The sequence below is a fragment of the Ruegeria sp. AE3 genome (genome assembly GCF_056542225.1).
The window spans coordinates 58,119-74,838 of sequence record NZ_JBQFZL010000007.1 but is presented as its reverse complement, the minus strand read 5'-3'; the positions used below and the strand labels follow the sequence as shown (position 1 = coordinate 74,838).

Annotated in this window: 17 protein-coding genes; 4 read left to right on the top strand and 13 right to left on the bottom strand. The window is 58.4% G+C overall.

Translation table 11 applies throughout. The features are described from left to right. The 6 genes from ACR0NZ_RS13830 to ACR0NZ_RS13805 form a co-directional block, all read right to left on the bottom strand. A complete protein-coding gene (locus tag ACR0NZ_RS13830) occupies positions 1-561 on the bottom strand; it encodes a sarcosine oxidase subunit gamma (RefSeq protein WP_480519603.1) in 561 nt (186 codons plus the stop codon). Then, positions 554-3,499 (bottom strand): sarcosine oxidase subunit alpha family protein, encoded by a 2,946-nt coding sequence (locus tag ACR0NZ_RS13825; protein ID WP_480519601.1) that lies wholly within the window; start codon positions 3,497-3,499, stop codon positions 554-556. Before ACR0NZ_RS13825 ends, ACR0NZ_RS13830 begins: the two co-directional genes overlap by 8 nt. After that, positions 3,496-3,783 carry a sarcosine oxidase subunit delta gene (locus ACR0NZ_RS13820; protein WP_480474536.1) on the bottom strand — a complete coding sequence of 96 codons (288 nt, stop codon included), beginning with the start codon at positions 3,781-3,783 and terminating at the stop codon, positions 3,496-3,498. Before ACR0NZ_RS13820 ends, ACR0NZ_RS13825 begins: the two co-directional genes overlap by 4 nt. Positions 3,784-3,796: 13 nt before the next feature. Beyond that, positions 3,797-5,047 (bottom strand): sarcosine oxidase subunit beta family protein, encoded by a 1,251-nt coding sequence (locus ACR0NZ_RS13815; protein ID WP_480519599.1) that lies wholly within the window; start codon positions 5,045-5,047, stop codon positions 3,797-3,799. 245 nt (positions 5,048-5,292) lie between these two features. After that, complete coding sequence (locus tag ACR0NZ_RS13810; protein ID WP_480519597.1) at positions 5,293-6,252, bottom strand: ligand-gated ion channel; 960 nt, start codon at positions 6,250-6,252, stop codon at positions 5,293-5,295. 168 nt (positions 6,253-6,420) lie between these two features. Next, entirely contained in the window at positions 6,421-7,908 is a 1,488-nt protein-coding gene (locus tag ACR0NZ_RS13805; RefSeq protein WP_480519595.1) for an ABC transporter substrate-binding protein, read from the bottom strand. Between the two features lie 168 nt (positions 7,909-8,076). Between ACR0NZ_RS13805 and panB the strand changes: the two genes are divergently transcribed. The 3 genes from panB to glpK all read left to right on the top strand — a co-directional run bounded on the left by panB (position 8,077) and on the right by glpK (position 11,312). Further along, a complete protein-coding gene (panB, locus tag ACR0NZ_RS13800; RefSeq protein WP_480519593.1) occupies positions 8,077-8,916 on the top strand; it encodes a 3-methyl-2-oxobutanoate hydroxymethyltransferase in 840 nt (279 codons plus the stop codon). Then, positions 8,913-9,764 (top strand): pantoate--beta-alanine ligase, encoded by an 852-nt coding sequence (gene panC, locus ACR0NZ_RS13795; RefSeq protein ID WP_480519591.1) that lies wholly within the window; start codon positions 8,913-8,915, stop codon positions 9,762-9,764. The genes panB and panC overlap by 4 nt, the downstream gene beginning before the upstream one ends. Before the next feature lie 69 nt (positions 9,765-9,833). Next, positions 9,834-11,312, top strand: a complete 1,479-nt coding sequence (gene glpK, locus ACR0NZ_RS13790; RefSeq protein WP_480519589.1) for a glycerol kinase GlpK — start codon at positions 9,834-9,836, stop codon at positions 11,310-11,312. Here glpK and smpB read toward each other — a convergent pair. The 6 genes from smpB to arfB all read right to left on the bottom strand — a co-directional run bounded on the left by smpB (position 11,309) and on the right by arfB (position 15,439). After that, the gene (gene smpB, locus ACR0NZ_RS13785) at positions 11,309-11,785 is read right to left on the bottom strand and encodes an SsrA-binding protein SmpB (RefSeq protein ID WP_267365868.1); all 477 of its coding nucleotides are present in this window, start codon (positions 11,783-11,785) and stop codon (positions 11,309-11,311) included. The two genes, glpK and smpB, sit on opposite strands and share 4 nt — an antisense overlap. A gap of 58 nt (positions 11,786-11,843) precedes the next feature. Then, positions 11,844-12,386 carry an isopentenyl-diphosphate Delta-isomerase gene (idi, locus tag ACR0NZ_RS13780; RefSeq protein ID WP_480519587.1) on the bottom strand — a complete coding sequence of 181 codons (543 nt, stop codon included), beginning with the start codon at positions 12,384-12,386 and terminating at the stop codon, positions 11,844-11,846. Between the two features lie 200 nt (positions 12,387-12,586). Then, positions 12,587-13,000 carry a c-type cytochrome gene (locus ACR0NZ_RS13775; protein ID WP_480474528.1) on the bottom strand — a complete coding sequence of 138 codons (414 nt, stop codon included), beginning with the start codon at positions 12,998-13,000 and terminating at the stop codon, positions 12,587-12,589. A 113-nt stretch (positions 13,001-13,113) separates the two neighbouring features. Next, on the bottom strand, positions 13,114-14,130 hold the full coding sequence (locus ACR0NZ_RS13770; RefSeq protein WP_480519741.1) for a P1 family peptidase: 1,017 nt from the start codon (positions 14,128-14,130) through the stop codon (positions 13,114-13,116). A gap of 82 nt (positions 14,131-14,212) precedes the next feature. Next, entirely contained in the window at positions 14,213-14,959 is a 747-nt protein-coding gene (locus ACR0NZ_RS13765; RefSeq protein ID WP_480474526.1) for an SDR family oxidoreductase, read from the bottom strand. 60 nt (positions 14,960-15,019) lie between these two features. Next, complete coding sequence (gene arfB / locus ACR0NZ_RS13760; protein WP_480474524.1) at positions 15,020-15,439, bottom strand: alternative ribosome rescue aminoacyl-tRNA hydrolase ArfB; 420 nt, start codon at positions 15,437-15,439, stop codon at positions 15,020-15,022. A gap of 376 nt (positions 15,440-15,815) precedes the next feature. On the opposite strand from arfB, the gene ACR0NZ_RS13755 reads away from it, so the two are divergent. After that, on the top strand, positions 15,816-16,187 hold the full coding sequence (locus tag ACR0NZ_RS13755; protein WP_480519585.1) for a YybH family protein: 372 nt from the start codon (positions 15,816-15,818) through the stop codon (positions 16,185-16,187). A gap of 40 nt (positions 16,188-16,227) precedes the next feature. On the opposite strand, the gene ACR0NZ_RS13750 is transcribed toward ACR0NZ_RS13755, so the two are convergent. Continuing rightward, positions 16,228-16,677: a CBS domain-containing protein gene (locus tag ACR0NZ_RS13750; RefSeq protein WP_480474520.1), complete on the bottom strand. Its 450-nt coding sequence runs from the start codon at positions 16,675-16,677 to the stop codon at positions 16,228-16,230. Positions 16,678-16,720 lie beyond the last annotated feature (43 nt).

Here is a 16,720-nt window from a genome sequence, read left to right as displayed (position 1 = left end):
TCAAAGCGCCGATTTCATTGCGGCCACAATCGCATGATGCAATGACCCGGCAGACGATCTTGGCCCGTAGACACTGAACGAACCAGAAGCACGGCACAGGACGAAACATCCCAGGTGATGGATTGACGTGCGGGATGCGGCACCGACCGCCATTTTTCGGCAATCCAGACTGCTTAGCAATTCCAGCACTGCCAACACGCCCTCTCCGTCCAGATCAAACCTGACCCATGCGTCTGTCTGTTCGGAAACCGATGCGTTATCCCCAGTGCTTTCTTTCACCAGATGCGCCAGATCTTCATGCGTCTCAAAGGGCGCTTCTATCATCCATTGATCAGGCCCGGTCCAGAAGGCTACGATCGGCCCGCCGGTAAACTTACCAACGCCAGGCGTTTCCACTCCGATCAATTGAGATACGACGTTTCGGGTCTTGTTTTCCCGACCCAGCCGAGCGGCGACCGAGGCCAGCGCCACACCCGGAGTTTCGGTACAGGTCACGCTTCCGACCCTGTCGATCTTGGGTTCGGTTTCACCCAGCGCGGTTATTGCTTCAAGATCATGCACGGAGCCGTTCTCCCTCGGGGTCGACGAAATGGGCCGAGACGATTTCAACCTCGACCGTCAGATCGGTCACTGGCGACACAAGGCGCACCTTTTCGCCCTGACGTGTGATGCCGTTTTTCAAAAAGCCAAGGCCGATATGGCTGTCCAGCGACGGCGAAAACGCTGCCGATGTGACATAGCCCTGATCATGGGCAGCATCCACGGGACCCGTGGCATTCATCAGATGCCCTCCGGCGGTTACCTTGTCGCCAGCGTTCACAGGCTTGATGCCAACCATCATCAAAGCATCTGGTTCGTTCAGCCCTTCACGCTCGGACAGGACTGAGCCGATGCTGTCTTTCTTCTTGGATACCATCCGACCCATTCCAAGGTTCAGGGCGGTGGTGGTTCCGTTCAACTCGTTGCCTGCGGCGTGACCCTTTTCGATCCGCATGACGCCCAGCGCTTCGGTGCCGTAGGGTACGACATCGAACTCTTCACCTTCCTGCATCAAACGCCGCATCAGCGCGCCGCCGTATCGCGATGGCACCGCGATTTCAAAGGCCAATTCGCCCGAGAAGGAAATACGGAACAACCGCGCGCGCAACCCGCCGCATAAGGTGATGTTGCCGCAAGCCATGAACGGGAAGCCTTCATTCGAGATGTCGAACTCGGGATCCACGATCTTTTGTAGAAGTTTGCGCGAATTGGGCCCGGCTACCGCATATTGTGCCCAGGCTTCGGTGGTCGAGATCAGTTGTACATCCATGTCCGGGAACAGGCATTGCCGGACAAATTCCATATGCTGGTAGACCTTGACCGCATTGGCGGTTGTGGTGGTGACCACGAAATGATCCTCGGCCAGACGCGCGGCGGTACCGTCATCCATCGCAATTCCATCCTCGCGCAACATCAGCCCATAGCGAGTTTTGCCGACGGCCAGTTTGGCAAATCCGTTGCAATATAGCCTATTCAGGAAATCCGCCGCATCCGCACCCTGAACATCAATCTTTCCAAGCGTGGTGCAGTCGCACACCCCGACCGAGGCGCGGGTCTGGCGCACTTCACGGTCCACGGATTCCCGCCAATGGGTTTCACCGGGCAGCGGGAACCACTGTGCACGCAGCCAATTGCCGACCTCGACAAACACCGCGCCGCGTTCCTTGGCCCAGTAATGTGACGGGGTCAGGCGGGTTGGATGAAACTCCTTGCCTTTCACCCGGCCAGCAAAGGTTGCAATCGGAACGGGCGTATAGGGCGGGCGGAAGATCGTTGTGCCGGTTTCCGGAATGGACTTACCCGCAAGCTCGGCCATGATCGCAAGCCCGCCCATGTTCGATGTCTTGCCCTGATCGGTGGCCATGCCCAACGTGGTATAGCGTTTCAAATGCTCGACCGAGCGGAACCCTTCCTGATGGCTGAGCTTCACATCCTTGACGGTCACGTCATTCTGCTGATCCAGCCACGCGCGGCTGCAACCCTGAACATACCAGAACGGTGTCTGCGAGATCGGGGTATCCTCGGCCTTAGGCAGATCGGGCAGCGGACCTTTCAGGCCCAGCGCCTGCGCCGCGCCTTCTGCCCCGGATTGCAGGGCGCCATGGGTGGACATCACACCATTCGCCGCCCCTGCGACGGACAGCCCAGGCGGCAAGTCCGCGCCGGGCACGAAAGCCGCCAGATCTTCGTTCCACGCGGGACGCCCCCGTTGATGGCAGGTCAAATGCACGTTGGGGTTCCAGCCACCCGAGACGCCAAGCGCCCCGCAGTCCAGCGTGCGCGACGACCCGTCTGCCAGCTCGACCTCGACAAAGGTCAGCCCCAGTCGGCCTTTGGTGTCCCTAACCTGCGCGCCGCGCAGAACTTCATAGTCATGGCTGGTCGGGGCGTCGTCACGGACGTCGACGACAGCAGTAATCCTGACACCCTTTGCGTGCAGGTCCGCAGCGGTGCGGTGGCCGTCATCGTTGTTCGTAAATATGGCGACACGTTGCGCCGCCGTGGTTGCAAACCGATTTGCATAGCTGCGCAACGCACTTGCCAGCATGATGCCGGGCCTGTCGTTGTTTTCAAACGCGATGGGCCGCTCGGTCGCGCCAGCGCATAACAAGGCGCGTTTGGCGTAGATGCGCCAGAGGATCTGCCGCGGTTTACCGGAAGGCAGAGAAGCAAGATGATCGCCCGTCCGCTCAACTGCGCCATAAATGCCGTGATCAAAGGCACCGATCACGGTCGTGCGCGACATCATGCGAACGTTGGGCATTGCAGAAAGTTCAGCGACACTCTGTTTAACCCAATCGGTCGCATCGCTGTCGTTCAGCGAAAAGGATTCGCTGTTGAGCCGCCCGCCAAGTGCGAAATCCTCATCCGCAAGAATGATCTCGGAACCGGCCCGGCCCGCCGTCAGTGCCGCCATCAGCCCGGCTGGACCCGCGCCGATAATCAGCAGATCGCAATGTCGAAACCCCTTGTCATACTCATCGGGGTCTTCCTGCATCGACAATGACCCAAGACCTGCGGCGCGACGGATCATCGGCTCGTACAGCTTTTCCCAGAACGCGGCAGGCCACATGAAGGTTTTGTAGTAGAACCCCGCCGTCAGAAAGGTCGAAAACCTGTCGTTGATTGCCAGAGCGTCAAATCTCAGGCTGGGCCATCGGTTTTGGGAATGGGCCTCAAGCCCCTCGAACATCTCAACGGTCGTGGCACGAGTGTTGGGTTCCTGACGGCTGCCCGTGCGCAGCTCGACAATGGCGTTGGGTTCTTCCGAACCGGCAGTCAGCACGCCACGCGGGCGGTGGTACTTGAACGACCGGCCCATCAGGCGCACGCCATTGGCCAGAAGGGCCGAGGCCAGCGTATCGCCCGGATGTGCATGGTAACTGCGATTATCGAATTTGAAATTCAGGGTTTTGGTGCGGTCGATCTGACCGCCACTCAGCCTATTGTCTTGAGTCATTTGGAACGCCCCTGTGCCCGGGCCACGTCACGGGCCAGTTCCACTTTGGAAATCTCATGTGTCGCGGTGTTGCGAGTAACAACCAGCCAAGATCGGTCGCCCCCCTCGTGGAACCACAACTCGCGGTGTTCGCCGGCTGGATTGTCGCGCAGATAGGCGTAGTCATAAAACGCTTCGGCCGCGTCTTCGGCCAGCCAATCTGGCCTGTTGATCAACGAAGCGTCTCCCAGATAGACGAATTCGGAACTGTCGCGCGGGCCCAGCAAGGGATGATGGATGATCATGGTGCTGCTCCCCTCAGTGCAGGTTGGGCTGGTTGCCCATACCTTTTTCGTCGATCATGCGCCCAGTGCGGAACCGGTCGAACCGGTAGGCGGTGGCCGTCGGGTGCGGTTCATCCTTTGCCAGCAGATGCGCAAAGCAATACCCCGACGCCGGAGTTGCCTTGAACCCGCCGTAACACCAGCCGCCATTGAAATAGAGGCCATCGATGCCGGTCCGGTCGATGATGGGCGATCCATCCATGGACATATCCATGATCCCGCCCCACATCCGCAGAAGACGCGCGCGACCGATCATCGGCATCAGGGCCATGCCGCCCTCGCAGACATCTTCGACCACGGGCAGGTTGCCGCGTTGTGCGTACGAATTGTACCCGTCGATATCGCCGCCAAAGACCAGCCCGCCCTTATCGGACTGGCTGACATAGAAATGTCCCGCGCCAAAGGTGATCACGCCGGGCAGAACCGGCTTAAGACCTTCTGAAACGAAGGCTTGCAGGACATGGCTTTCGATTGGCAGCCGCATACCCGCCATGCCCATGACACGCCCCGAATTTCCGGCCACGGCACAGCCAACCTTGCCTGCGCCAATGAACCCTTTCGAGGTCTCAACCCCCAGACATTTTCCGTTTTCGATCCGGAAACCGGTCACTTCGCAGTTTTGGATGATATCGACACCGTGGCTGTCCGCCGACCGGGCATATCCCCAGGCCACCGCGTCGTGCCGAACCGTGCCGCCGCGCCGCTGGGCCAGCCCGCCCTTGATCGGGAACCGGGCATCGTTGAAGTTCAGGAATGGGTATTCCTTGCGCACCTGTTCGGCATCCAGCAGCTCGGCATCCGCGCCGTTCAGGATCATGGCGTTGCCACGTCGCGTAAAGGCGTCGCGCTGGGCGTCTGTGTGGATCAGGTTGATGATCCCGCGCTGGCTGACCATCGCGTTGTAGTTTACGTCCTGCTCAAGACCTTCCCACAGTTTCAGCGAGAACTCGTAGAAAGGTTCGTTGCCGTCCAGCAGGTAATTGGAGCGGATGATGGTTGTATTGCGCCCGACATTGCCGCCACCAATCCAACCTTTTTCAATCACCGCCACATTGCGGAGGCCAAATACCTTGGACAGGTAATGCGCCGTAGATAGGCCATGACCGCCACCGCCGATGACGACGATGTCGTAATGTGGCTTGGGCTCTGGCTCGCGCCAGGCCGGTGTCCACCCTTTGTGCCCGGTAAGAGCCTCTTTGATGACCTTGAAACCAGAGTATCGCATGAATCGGACCTTTTTTTTCAGAATCCGAGAAATAACCGAATTTGGATACTCTTGAATCCGACATCTGTTGTGTTGAATCAGACACCACGACAATCAGCAGGGCCTGCTTAATCTTGCGATTTTTACTGTTGTTGGCAGTGCGCGGTGTCCGCCACGCCGTCCTGCTGCGCCGACAAGGGTCAGAACAGCCGGTAGCCAAAGCTATACACGCGATTTCAGAACCACATAGATGTGGGATTCGGCGCCTAAGACGTCATCAGAAAGACAACGACGGCATAGCCGATGATGGCGGCATATCCCAACGGGTAAATCCATTTGATCGCGTAATTGTCGAGCTTTCTGGCCGTCTCTTCCCGACCGGAAACTTTCAATTTACGCAACATCACGCTGAAGACGATAATCGTTCCTGTCATCAGGAACATGCATTGCAGAATGAAATCCAGAAACGTCAGATAGCCAAGCTTGGGCAAGTCAGCGGAAATGGCCCAGTTGAAGGCCACAAAGACCAACAGGTTGCCGCCTGCGATCTCAATCCGTTTTCGGTATTCATCCAGAAAGAAAAGCGCCCATCCCACCGTGATCAGCACCAGCATCGGCAGGAAAATGCGGATGGTGTAATATGTCAGGTGCCGGGTGCCTTCGAAGACAAGTTCGACCCGGTCGCTTTCGTTGCCCGACAAACCGGTCGTCGTTGAAGTCAGAGCCCTGGCATTGCCAAGTATCCATTCCTCTTCGCCCAGCATGTCACCCAGACCGGAGTATTCATCAAGCGCGTGATAGAGAACGAATTGCGACGGAAACACCGATACGACTTCGAAGTGAAATTCCTGCGTATCGAACGGGTATTTGCGAAAGTTGAAATGCGGAGCCTGCAAGGTTAGCGAGGATTTTTCGACAAAAGTCACGTGACCATCATGACGCACGGCAACTGCGGATTCATGAATCCATCGATTGGACTGTTGGTTGTGGATAACAAAAGCCGGGGTTACCACATCCAGCTCAGCGGCGTATTTCACGAAAGCGGGCGGTTCAAAAACCCGAAAATCACGACCAAGGCTTTCCGCATCAAACGCCAGCTCCGGGTCTGTCCATTCGAACCGCAAAACAACCACGGCACCATAGTTTTCCGATTGCTGATCGACGCTGGTAATCTGGTCGATCTTGATACCAACCCCGACTTGCAGCGGGTTGTCCGGGGTTCCCACAAGCGTGTCCTGCTGCCCTTGGAACAAGCCCTGCGCAAAACCTGCGCCGGGAAGGACAGACGCGAAAAGAAAAAGAAGGATTCCGGCAACAAAGCTATTCATGATCGTTAAGAAACGCATTTCGCAATGGTGAGGCTGGGCCCGTCAAACAGGCCCAGCCAACTGGTATCATTCCGACCAGGAAATGGCAGTCAGGTCGATAGCCGCAGTTGGAGCGTTCTCCCACAGGCCCTGAACACCTGCCTTGGCGACGCCCAGCTTGGCCAGCTGGAACAGGTACCCGTTGACATAATCGTTCGAGATGAGGCGCTGTGCCTCACCCAGAAGACGGGTCCGTGCCTCGGGGTCGGTGGTGGTATTCAGCGTCTCCATCAGCGTCTGAAAGTCGATGCTGTCATACTGGAAGTAATAGTCGGGCCGCGCATAGATGCCGATATCCATCGGTTCGGTGTGACTGACGATGGTCAGGCCAAACTCTTTGCCTTTGAACACCGATTCCAGCCACTGGGCCCATTCCACATTGATGATTTCAGCCGTGATGCCGACCTCGGCCAGCTGTGCGGCGATAATTTCACCGCCCCGGCGCGCATAAGATGGCGGTGGCAAGTGCAGAGTTGTCTCGAACCCGTTTTCAAATCCCGCCTCTGCCAGCAAAGTCCTGGCCTTTTCGGGATCGTAAGAAGACTGGCCCGTCAGATCGACATAAGCGGGGTTGTGTGGCGCGAAGTGTGTCCCGATCGGGGTGCCGTATCCGAACATGGCGCCGTCGATTATGGCCTGCCGGTCAATTGCATGGGCCAACGCCTGCCGGACACGAATATCATTGAATGGCGGCTGTTTGTTGTTGGTGGACAGGATCGTTTCACCCTCGGTCGATCCAACCAGAACCTGAAACCGCGGGTCAGCTTCAAACTGGGGCAGGTTTTCCGGTGCCGGGAAGTTGTCGAACACGTCCACATCTTCGGCCATCATGGCCGCAAAAGCGGCTGTCGGGTCTGAGATGAATTTGAACGTCGCAGTCTCTAAAGCGGGTTGATCGCCCCAATAATTGGGGTTGCGGTTCAGTGTTATGCTGTCGCCCTGAACCCAGTCACCAAAGGTGTAAGCGCCGGTACCAACCGGGCTTGTCTTGATGGTCTCGATGCTTTCAGGCGCGACGATCACCGCGTCACCCCAGGCAAGATTGAACAGGAAGTTACCGTTCGGATCGGCCAGGGTGATCCTGACTGTCAGCGGATCCACGGCCTCGACGCTTTCGATCCCTGCAAACAATGCTTTCTGCGCGTTGGCGCTGTCCTCGGCCGTGGCCCGGTCAAGGCTGAATTTGACATCCTCGGCATCCATGGTCGTGCCGTCATGGAAGGTCACGCCATCGCGCAGTTTGAAGGTATAAGTTTTGCCGTCTTCGGAAATCTCCCAGCTTTCCGCAAGGCCGGGCACGACCGAACCGTCGCCCATGAAACGGGTCAGACCTTCGAAAATGTTGGTGTAGACAACCGAATCGATGGCCTGAGCTGCTGCGCTGGTCGGATCTAGATGCGGGGGTTCCAGCTGCATGGCGATGGTGATGTCGGATTTGGCCAAAACCTGCGTTGCCAACAGGCTGGCGCCGATCGCCACGGTCGACGCGAATGTCCGAAGCACGTGTTTTGTCATGTGAACTCTCCCAACTGAAAATCTGCGCCCATGTTTTCCGGGCCGTTTTATCGGCAGTGTTCCTTTAAACCTGAGGTCAATCAAGGGAATGTTCGCGCAACCGGGGTTTCTTTGGCCCCGGCCGATCTGCTATGCCGCACTGCAACATAAGCCCTGCAGGAGCCAACCATGAGCGCCACCGCCCGCAAAAAGGCCCCGAACGCCGAAGATATTCGAGCCCGAAAAGGCGGCGTGCCTCTGGTCTCGCTGACCGCATACACGACGCCTATGGCGCGCCTGATGGACACGCATTGTGACTTTGTTCTTGTGGGGGACAGCGTCGGGATGGTTTTGCACGGGCTGGAATCCACCCTTGGTGTCACGATGGAGATGATGATCCTGCACGGTCAGGCCGTCGCACGCGGGCTGAGCACGGCGATGATGGTTATCGACATGCCGTTTGGCAGCTATGAGGAAAGCCCGGCACAAGCGTTTCGCAACGCGGCGCGGCTGATGGCGGAAACAGGTGCGGGGGCAGCCAAGCTGGAAGGCGGTGTCGAGATGGCCGAAACCATCCGCTTTCTGGTCAGGCGCGGCATCCCGGTGATGGCCCATATCGGTCTGACGCCGCAATCGATCAACACACTGGGCGGCTACAAGGTGCAGGGGCGTGACGAGCAGGCCGAAACCGTCATGGCAGACGCCCGCGCCGTGACCGAGGCTGGCGCGTTTTCCGTGGTGCTTGAGAAAGTGCCGCAAGGTCTGGCCGACAGGATCACCGAACAGGTTGCCATCCCCACCATCGGAATCGGAGCGTCCGCCGGTTGTGACGGTCAGATTCTGGTCGTCGATGACATGGTCGGCTTTTTCACCGCCTTCAAACCCAAATTCGTCAAACGCTATGCCGAGCTTGGCCCGTTGGCCGAAGCCGCCATCGCAGAATACGCGGCCGAAGTGCGTGCGCGGACATTTCCGGCGGACGAACATGTCTTTGCTGATCAGGCTCCGGCGAAAGGACCAAAGACGTGACCGCGCCGATCCTGCGCTCGCTGGCGGAACTGCGAACCAAGACGACAGAATGGCACCGCGCAGGTGACGTTATCGGCGTTGTACCGACAATGGGCGCGCTGCACGAAGGGCATTTGTCGCTGGCGCAGGCCGCAAAGGAAAACTGTGACCGGGTGATCGTGACGATCTTTGTGAACCCCAAGCAGTTCAACAACCCCGAAGATCTGGCGAACTATCCCCGCACGGAACATGAAGACGCGCAAAAGCTGGCCCCTTATGGCGTGGATGCGATCTATGTGCCGGACCTTCAGGAAATCTATCCCGACGGCTTTTCCACCACGGTATCCGTGGCCGGTTTGACCGACATGATGGAAGGCCCTTTCCGCCCCGGCCATTTCGAAGGCGTGGCAACTGTAGTGGCCAAGCTGTTCCTGCAAACGCAGGCGGATCGAGCCTATTTCGGGGAAAAAGACTACCAGCAGCTGCTGGTGGTGCGCCGCATGGCCCGCGATCTGGACATTCCCATCGAGGTTGTTGGCTGCCCAACCGTGCGCGAGCCTTCGGGGTTGGCGATGTCTTCGCGCAATCTGCTGTTGTCGCCCGAGGGCGTAAAGGTCGCGTCCCGCATGAACGAGGTCATGCGGCGGGTGGCGGATAAGCTTGCCGCTGGCAAGGAATTCACGGTGCTGGCGCAAGACGCAAAAGCCGCATTATTGGACGCTGGTTTTACCGAGGTGGAATATATCGATCTGCGCTGCGCCGAGACGCTGGAAAGCCTGCCCAATGCCTGCAAACCCGCGCGCTTGTTCGTCACGGCCTGGGCCGATGGCGTCCGCCTGATCGACAATATTCCCGTCGATCCGGTCTGATTTCTGCTCTGGCCCCGGCGCCGTTGTTTGCGCTAAAGTCGCGCAAAATGACACCGGGGGAGAGCGGACATGACCTATATTTTAGCAATTGATCAGGGCACCACGTCCTCGCGCGCGATCCTGTTCGACGGGCAGATGAACCGTGTTGGCACCGCTCAGCAGGAGTTCCCCCAGCATTTCCCGCAAGAAGGTTGGGTTGAACACGACCCCGAGGATATCTGGTCCAGCGTTCTGCATGTGTGTCGCGAGGTGATGGAAAGCGCCGGTGTTTCGGCTGACCACATCACCGGTATCGGCATCACCAACCAGCGTGAAACCACCGTGGTCTGGGACAAGCAGACCGGCAAGGCCATCCATAACGCGATTGTCTGGCAGGACCGCCGCACCGCCGAAATCTGCGCCCGATACAAGCAGGCCGGGTGTGAGGATGACGTCACCGCCCAGACCGGCCTGCTGCTGGACCCTTATTTCTCGGGAACCAAGGTCAAATGGCTGCTGGACACCGTTTCAGGCGCACGCGCGCGGGCTGAGGCCGGAGAGTTGCTGTTCGGCACCATCGACAGTTTCCTGATCTGGCGTCTGACCGAAGGTCGTGTCCATGCCACTGACGCCACCAACGCCGCCCGCACCCTGCTGTTCGACATTCACAAAGGCGCCTGGAGCGCTGAAATTTGCGAGTTGCTGGATGTACCCGTTCATATGTTGCCGAACGTGCAGGATTGCGCCTCGGATTTCGGCGCAACCACCTTGCTTGGTGGGAACATCCCCATTCTGGGTGTGGCAGGCGATCAGCAGGCAGCCACCATCGGTCAGGCCTGTTTCCAGCCCGGTATGATGAAATCAACCTATGGCACGGGCTGTTTCGCACTGCTGAACACAGGTGCGCAGCCGGTTGAATCGAAAAACCGTCTTCTGACGACAATCGCTTACCAATTGGACGGTCAGCGCACCTATGCGCTGGAAGGGTCGATCTTTATCGCCGGGGCCGCCGTGCAATGGCTGCGCGATGCGTTGCAGATCATCGATTCGGCCCCGCAAAGCGGCGATCTGGCAGCGCAGGCCGACCCGAACCAGCATGTGATCCTGGTGCCCGCATTCACGGGCCTTGGGGCTCCTTACTGGAAGCCGGATTGCCGCGGTGCGATGTTCGGTCTGACGCGCAATTCCGGCCGGGCCGAGATTGCCCGCGCCACGCTGGAAAGCATCGCCTTTCAGACCCGCGACCTGTGGCACGCCATGCAGGGCGACTGGGGGGCCGAGGCGGATGTCATCCTGCGCGTCGATGGCGGGATGAGTGCATCTGACTGGACAATGCAAGGTCTTTCAGATTGTCTGGGTGCCCCGGTGGATCGCCCGGTTATGCAGGAAACGACCGCCCTTGGCGCCGCATGGCTGGCAGGTATGAAAGCTGGGATATACCCGGATCAGGCCGGTTTTGCCCAAACATGGGCGCTGGACCGCCGGTTCGAGCCCACGCAAGAACAAGCCGAACGCGACGCGGCCTATGATCGCTGGCAACGGGCGGTTCAGGCGGCGATGGCGTTCTAGCTGTGATCTTTCAACAAGCGCTGCTTCTGCCTTGACCAGTCACGCTTGGCCTGAGTTTCGCGCTTGTCGTGGGTTTTCTTACCCTTGGCGATGCCGATTTTAACCTTGGCCAGTCCTCTGTGGTTGAAATACAGAACCAGCGGCACCAGAGTCATGCCCTTGCGCTGCGTCGCGTTCCACAGGTTCGACATCTGCTTGCGGGACACCAGCAGTTTGCGGCGGCGACGTTCTTCGTGCTTGAACATCTTGGCCTGCTCATACGGCGCGATATAGCTGTTGACCAGCCAGAGCTCTCCGTCATCGACCGTGGCATAGCTTTCGGCGATGTTCGAGCCGCCCGCGCGCAGGGATTTGACCTCGGACCCTTGCAGGATGATGCCACATTCAATGTCCTCTTCGATTGCGTAATCGAAGCGGGCGCGCCGGTTTTCGGCGATTACCTTGTAATTCGGGTCTGTCTTCTGCTTGGCCATGACGCGTTGATTTAGGCGGCTTGGGCCGCCCTTGCAAGGCAGGGATTTTCGGAGTGCGTCAGGATTTGGCTGAAATGATCAGGTCCGGGCCGAAAATCGTGTCCGCATGGTTGTGCAGGTAGATCTTGAGCCACGGTGTAAACCGGTCCGGGTGGCGGGCCACTTCGGCCAACAGGTCATGGTAGTCGATCCAGCGGATATCCATGACTTCGTCCGAATTAGGTGCGATTTTCAGCGGTCCGCGCACATGGGCCAGAAAAACGTCGACAACTTCGTTTTCCACCATGCCGTTCCCAACATCGGCGTGGTATTCCAAACGGTGACGGTATTCAGGGTAAAGACCTGTGATCCCCAGCTCTTCGTTCAAGCGGCGCACGGCGCAGGTTGACGAGCTTTCGTCCCAGTCGGGATGCGTGCAGCAAGTGTTCGCCCACAGGCCGGGCGTGTGGTACTTGCCCAGCGCCCGGCGCTGCAACAAAATCTCGGTGCCCCTTACGACAAACACCGACACGGCCTTGTGCTTGAGGCCCTTTTCGTGAGCTTCAAGTTTGTCTACTGGGGTCAATTCACCATCAACCCAAGCCGGGATCATAATGCCCATCTGTCCTCTCCTGTTGCCAATCCGCCTGACGGGCGCTGATGTTGGGTTTAGCTATTGCCGGGTCGGCTTGGCGTTGCGGCACACTCTGCGGTTTGCCGTCAGATACCAAAGTGGCGCTGTTCTACACTGGTATCAATCGCACCAAAGGCCGCAGGGGCTGCGGCCTTTGGTCCTTGTGCGTGGGTGCACAATGTTAGCGTTTATTCGCCTGATACACTGACTATATAGGCAAAGACGTCTTCACTGCCACTTTTCAGCTTGAAGGTCATTTTCGACTTGGCAGCGGTGTCGTCCAAATAAGATTGCAGGAAGCCCTTAGGGTCCTGCGTGTATTCCACAAAGGACGTCTCATCCCAGACCAAACCCTTCTCACCGGCTGCGACGATGCTGTCGCCATATTTGAAGTCTTCATAGGTTCCGGCAGTGCGGCCAGCGACGCCATAGAGGTTGGGGCCGGTTTTTCCGCCTTTGACGATGACTTCTCCGGCCGGATCAGCGATCATGTGGCAGGACTTGCATTTGTTGAAAGCTTTCTCACCGGCTTCGGCATCGCCTTCGGCATGAGCGGGCAGCGCCAGCAGGCCAGCGATTGCGATAGTGAGGATACGATTCATAGCTTGTGCTCCGATACAAATTGGCTGCACCGAATGGACCCCCGGCGCATAAAAGTGTCAACGCGCGGATTGCCGCGCGCATCTACAGTGCCACTGCGACACATGGTGTGTCCTTAACTTAAGTCATGTACAGTGGTCCAGCAGGGCAACAGGTCTCCTTCCGCCGGGGTCGCCAGATAGACCGCCCGCGCAATGGCCCGGGACAGGCACAGCGAAGCCGCGTGCCCGATCAGAGCGAGATCGGCTTCGGATGCGATGGGGCGGGCGCCGGTACTGACGCCAAAAACCAGATCACCGTCGCCGGGTGTGTGTGCGGGAAGGATCGCCCGGGCAATTCCGTCGTGGGCGGCAACGGCCAACCTTTGGCATTGTGGTTTGGTCAATGCGGCATCCGTGGCAACGATGGCGATGGTCGTGTTTGTCCGCTCGGATTGCGCTGGCCTCATGGCCATCGCTTTTCGGCTGGGGCGGATCCGGCTTTGATCCGGCGACATATCGGGGCCCAGCCCGCCAAATTCATCGCCAACTTCGAAGGGGGCTGCCCAGAAATGCCGGTCACCCGGTGTTGTAACACTGCCCAGCGGGTTCGCCGCAACGAGGGCCCCGACCGTGACTCCATCAGGCAGAATGGACGAGGCAGAGCCAAGCCCGCCCTTCTGCATTGCGGCCAACGCCCCGGTGCCCGCCCCGACGGACCCCAAATCAAAATCTTTTGAAGCGCCCAGATAAGCAGCCCGCCCCAGCGCACGATAGGGGTTTTCCGCCCAATCCTTTGCACCGCCATTGAGCAGGTCAAACAGGATCGCGCCGGGAATGATCGGAACCTTCGCTGAACCGACGGGAAACCCACGCCCTTCAGCCCACATCGCATCTGAAACACCCGAGCAGGCGTCCAGTCCAAAGGCCGATCCGCCGGACAGAACCAGCGCGTCCACCCCTGTGACGGTTTTATCAGGCGCAAGCAGATCGGTTTCGCGCGTACCCGGTGCCCCGCCCATCACATGGACCGACGCAACGAACGGTTTATCTGCCGTGAGGACCGTGGTCCCGGACTTCAGCGCATCGTCCTGAGCGTTTCCAACTGCCAGGCCGGGGACATCGGTAATCAGGTTTCTTGGTCCAGGGATCATCTTGAACTCGGGATTGGTGCGGGGAAGCGCGCGGGCGCGCGCTGCCTCCGGCGGGGATATTTTTGGCCAGATGAAGATCGGATCAGATACATCGGCCGCCATCGACCTCGAGCGCGGTGCCGGTGATCATGCTGGCCTCGTCCGAACACAGGAAACAGGCGGCGTTGGCCATATCTTCGGGTGTTGAAAACCGTCCCAGTGGGATGGTCGCCAGGAACTTGGCCCGGATCTCGGGCGTGTCTTCGCCCATGAAAGATTTCAACAGCGGTGTTTCGCCCGCCACTGGGCAGATCGCGTTCACGCGTATGCCGGTTGGGGCCAGTTCGACCGCCATGGTCTTGGTTGCCGTGATCATCCACCCTTTGGATGCGTTGTACCAGTTCAGATTCGGGCGCGGAGACAGGCCCGCCGTCGAGGCTACGTTCAGAATTGCACCCGCGCCGCGCGCCTTCATATGGGGAACAAATGCCCGGGCGGTCAGATACACGGACTTCATGTTCACCTTGAAGACCCGGTCGAAATCATCCTCGGTGACATTTTCCAGAGGGGTTGGCAAGTGGGTGACACCTGCGTTGTTTACCAGAATATCGAGCGCCCCAAAGGCGGCGAGTGCGGTGTCCGCCATCTTTTGAACTGAAGCCCTGTCGCCGACGTCGACCTGGTGCGCCAATACCCCGGCCCCAAGTTGCCCCGCCATATCAGCGGCTGCGTCACCATTGATGTCCGCGATCATGACGCGTGCGCCTTCGGCCAGGAATTTCTGCACGATCCCCGCGCCAAAACCCGATGCACCACCGGTGACGATTGCGGTTTTTCCCTCCAGCCTCATGACGTTGCCCTTTTGCAGCCTTTGCGGGCCAGACTATCAACGCCCCGGCAAGATGCCAGATCAATCTTCAGACACCTTGCCCCGCAGCGCCTTGACGTCGCCACGCGCCTTTTTCGCGGCAAGTCGACGCTTGACCGAACCATAGGTCGGTTTCGTTGCGATCCGCCGTTTGGGTTTGACCAGCGCGCGGGCGATCAGTTCTGCCAGCCTCGCGCGCGCGATTTCACGGTTGCGGGCCTGCGAGCGTGTTTCCTCACATTGAATGATGATTGCGCCATCTTTGGTCCAGCGTCGCCCGGCCAGTCGCTTTAGCCGGGCCTTGACCGGATCGGGCAAGGACGGTGAGCGTACCGCTTCGAAGCGCAGCTCGACTGCGGTCGACACCTTGTTGACATTCTGCCCTCCGGGACCGGACGATCGTACAAAGCTTTCGGTCATTTCCCAGTCTTGCAGAGCAATATCTTCGGTGATGCGCAGCATGTCAGTGTCAGCTTGGTGACTTGGGCGAATGAAAAGGAAGAGTCGCGATCCTGACCCGAGCCGTCGGAAACCCGCAACAAGCGGGCGGGCGTAAGCCATAGCGGCACAGCATTTCAGCAAGTCTCCTCATCCTCGGTGCCTAGCGCAGTGCATATGTGCGATCAAGCCTGCTTTGGCAGTTCGCGCAATGCAGAATCCTGGCGGTGGCTGGGACGTCCGTTCGCATCAGCTGCGTTCGCCGTCAGGTATTCCAAGCCCAGCTCATTTAACGTCAGGTGCCGCCAACGCTGTGGCCATATTGCGTTACTTATGCAGAATCGAATGCGCGAAGGGCTGCAACGATCTTTCGTGAATGTTGGTTGTGAAAGGGATCGTCATGGATATGAGGCGCGTGCTCGAAGACTTTGATGAAGCGTACAATCAGGCATTTAACCGAGGCGATGCTGCTGGCTGCGCTGCGTTCTTTACCGAAGACGTCATGTTGTTGGCGCCCGGAGAACCCCTGCTGCGCGGGCGCGAGGCGTTCATTGCAGCCTATCGGGAAAGAATGAAAGAAAACACCGGTGGAACGCATACAAATGAGTTGATCGATTTCAGTGTGGATGGCGATACCGCCTATCAGGTCGGGTCTTTTGCTATCGCTGATTCTGACCCGCCGGAGAAAGGGAAGTTTGTGAACGTCCTGAAATGCCAGACGGATGGCACCTGGAAAGTCAGCATTTCCATATTTAACAGTGACTTTCCATAGCGGCCCTGAATGTAGAGTGAGCAGACATGGAACCGGGGTGTCAGGCTATTGATTGGCCCTGAGCACCGCGGGCGATGTCACGCAACACATTCAGCTCCAACTCGTCTTCCTCATGCACCCGTGCCAGGATTTCTTTACTGCTGACGATGGCAATTGCTTTTCCATTCTGAGTTACGACAAGATTTCGGATTTTGTGTTTGGCCATCAGATTAAGACCACTGGACAACTTCGAGCCCAGCGCGCAGGTGACAGGTTTTTCCGTCATCCAGTCACCCACTGTCTGCTTGTAGAAAGCTGAGCCGGAATCCGCCAGGCACAGCAGCACGTCATGATCCGTGATTATCCCGACCAGCTTCCCTTCGCTGAGAACCGCCAGCGCGTTCACATCCAGCAACGCAATGGTGACGGCCGCATCGAACACCGTTGTGTCAGTGTCGCAAAATGGCGGCTTTTTAAGGTTCTGCGTTTTGACAATGCTTGAGATCGTCATGTCTTCCTCGTGGTTGAGCGCCCGACCCCTGTGTTGATCGGGG

Coding starts and splice junctions, on each gene's coding strand:
- arfB (WP_480474524.1), bottom strand. CDS start 15,439: ATGCTGCGCATCACCGAAGATATTGCTCTGCAAGACTGGGAAATGACC.
- smpB (WP_267365868.1), bottom strand. CDS start 11,785: ATGGCCAAGCAGAAGACAGACCCGAATTACAAGGTAATCGCCGAAAAC.
- ACR0NZ_RS13805 (WP_480519595.1), bottom strand. CDS start 7,908: ATGACAAAACACGTGCTTCGGACATTCGCGTCGACCGTGGCGATCGGC.
- ACR0NZ_RS13825 (WP_480519601.1), bottom strand. CDS start 3,499: ATGACTCAAGACAATAGGCTGAGTGGCGGTCAGATCGACCGCACCAAA.
- ACR0NZ_RS13755 (WP_480519585.1), top strand. CDS start 15,816: ATGGATATGAGGCGCGTGCTCGAAGACTTTGATGAAGCGTACAATCAG.
- ACR0NZ_RS13765 (WP_480474526.1), bottom strand. CDS start 14,959: ATGAGGCTGGAGGGAAAAACCGCAATCGTCACCGGTGGTGCATCGGGT.
- panB (WP_480519593.1), top strand. CDS start 8,077: ATGAGCGCCACCGCCCGCAAAAAGGCCCCGAACGCCGAAGATATTCGA.
- ACR0NZ_RS13750 (WP_480474520.1), bottom strand. CDS start 16,677: ATGACGATCTCAAGCATTGTCAAAACGCAGAACCTTAAAAAGCCGCCA.
- ACR0NZ_RS13775 (WP_480474528.1), bottom strand. CDS start 13,000: ATGAATCGTATCCTCACTATCGCAATCGCTGGCCTGCTGGCGCTGCCC.
- ACR0NZ_RS13820 (WP_480474536.1), bottom strand. CDS start 3,783: ATGATCATCCATCATCCCTTGCTGGGCCCGCGCGACAGTTCCGAATTC.
- glpK (WP_480519589.1), top strand. CDS start 9,834: ATGACCTATATTTTAGCAATTGATCAGGGCACCACGTCCTCGCGCGCG.
- ACR0NZ_RS13770 (WP_480519741.1), bottom strand. CDS start 14,130: ATGATCCCTGGACCAAGAAACCTGATTACCGATGTCCCCGGCCTGGCA.
- idi (WP_480519587.1), bottom strand. CDS start 12,386: ATGGGCATTATGATCCCGGCTTGGGTTGATGGTGAATTGACCCCAGTA.
- ACR0NZ_RS13815 (WP_480519599.1), bottom strand. CDS start 5,047: ATGCGATACTCTGGTTTCAAGGTCATCAAAGAGGCTCTTACCGGGCAC.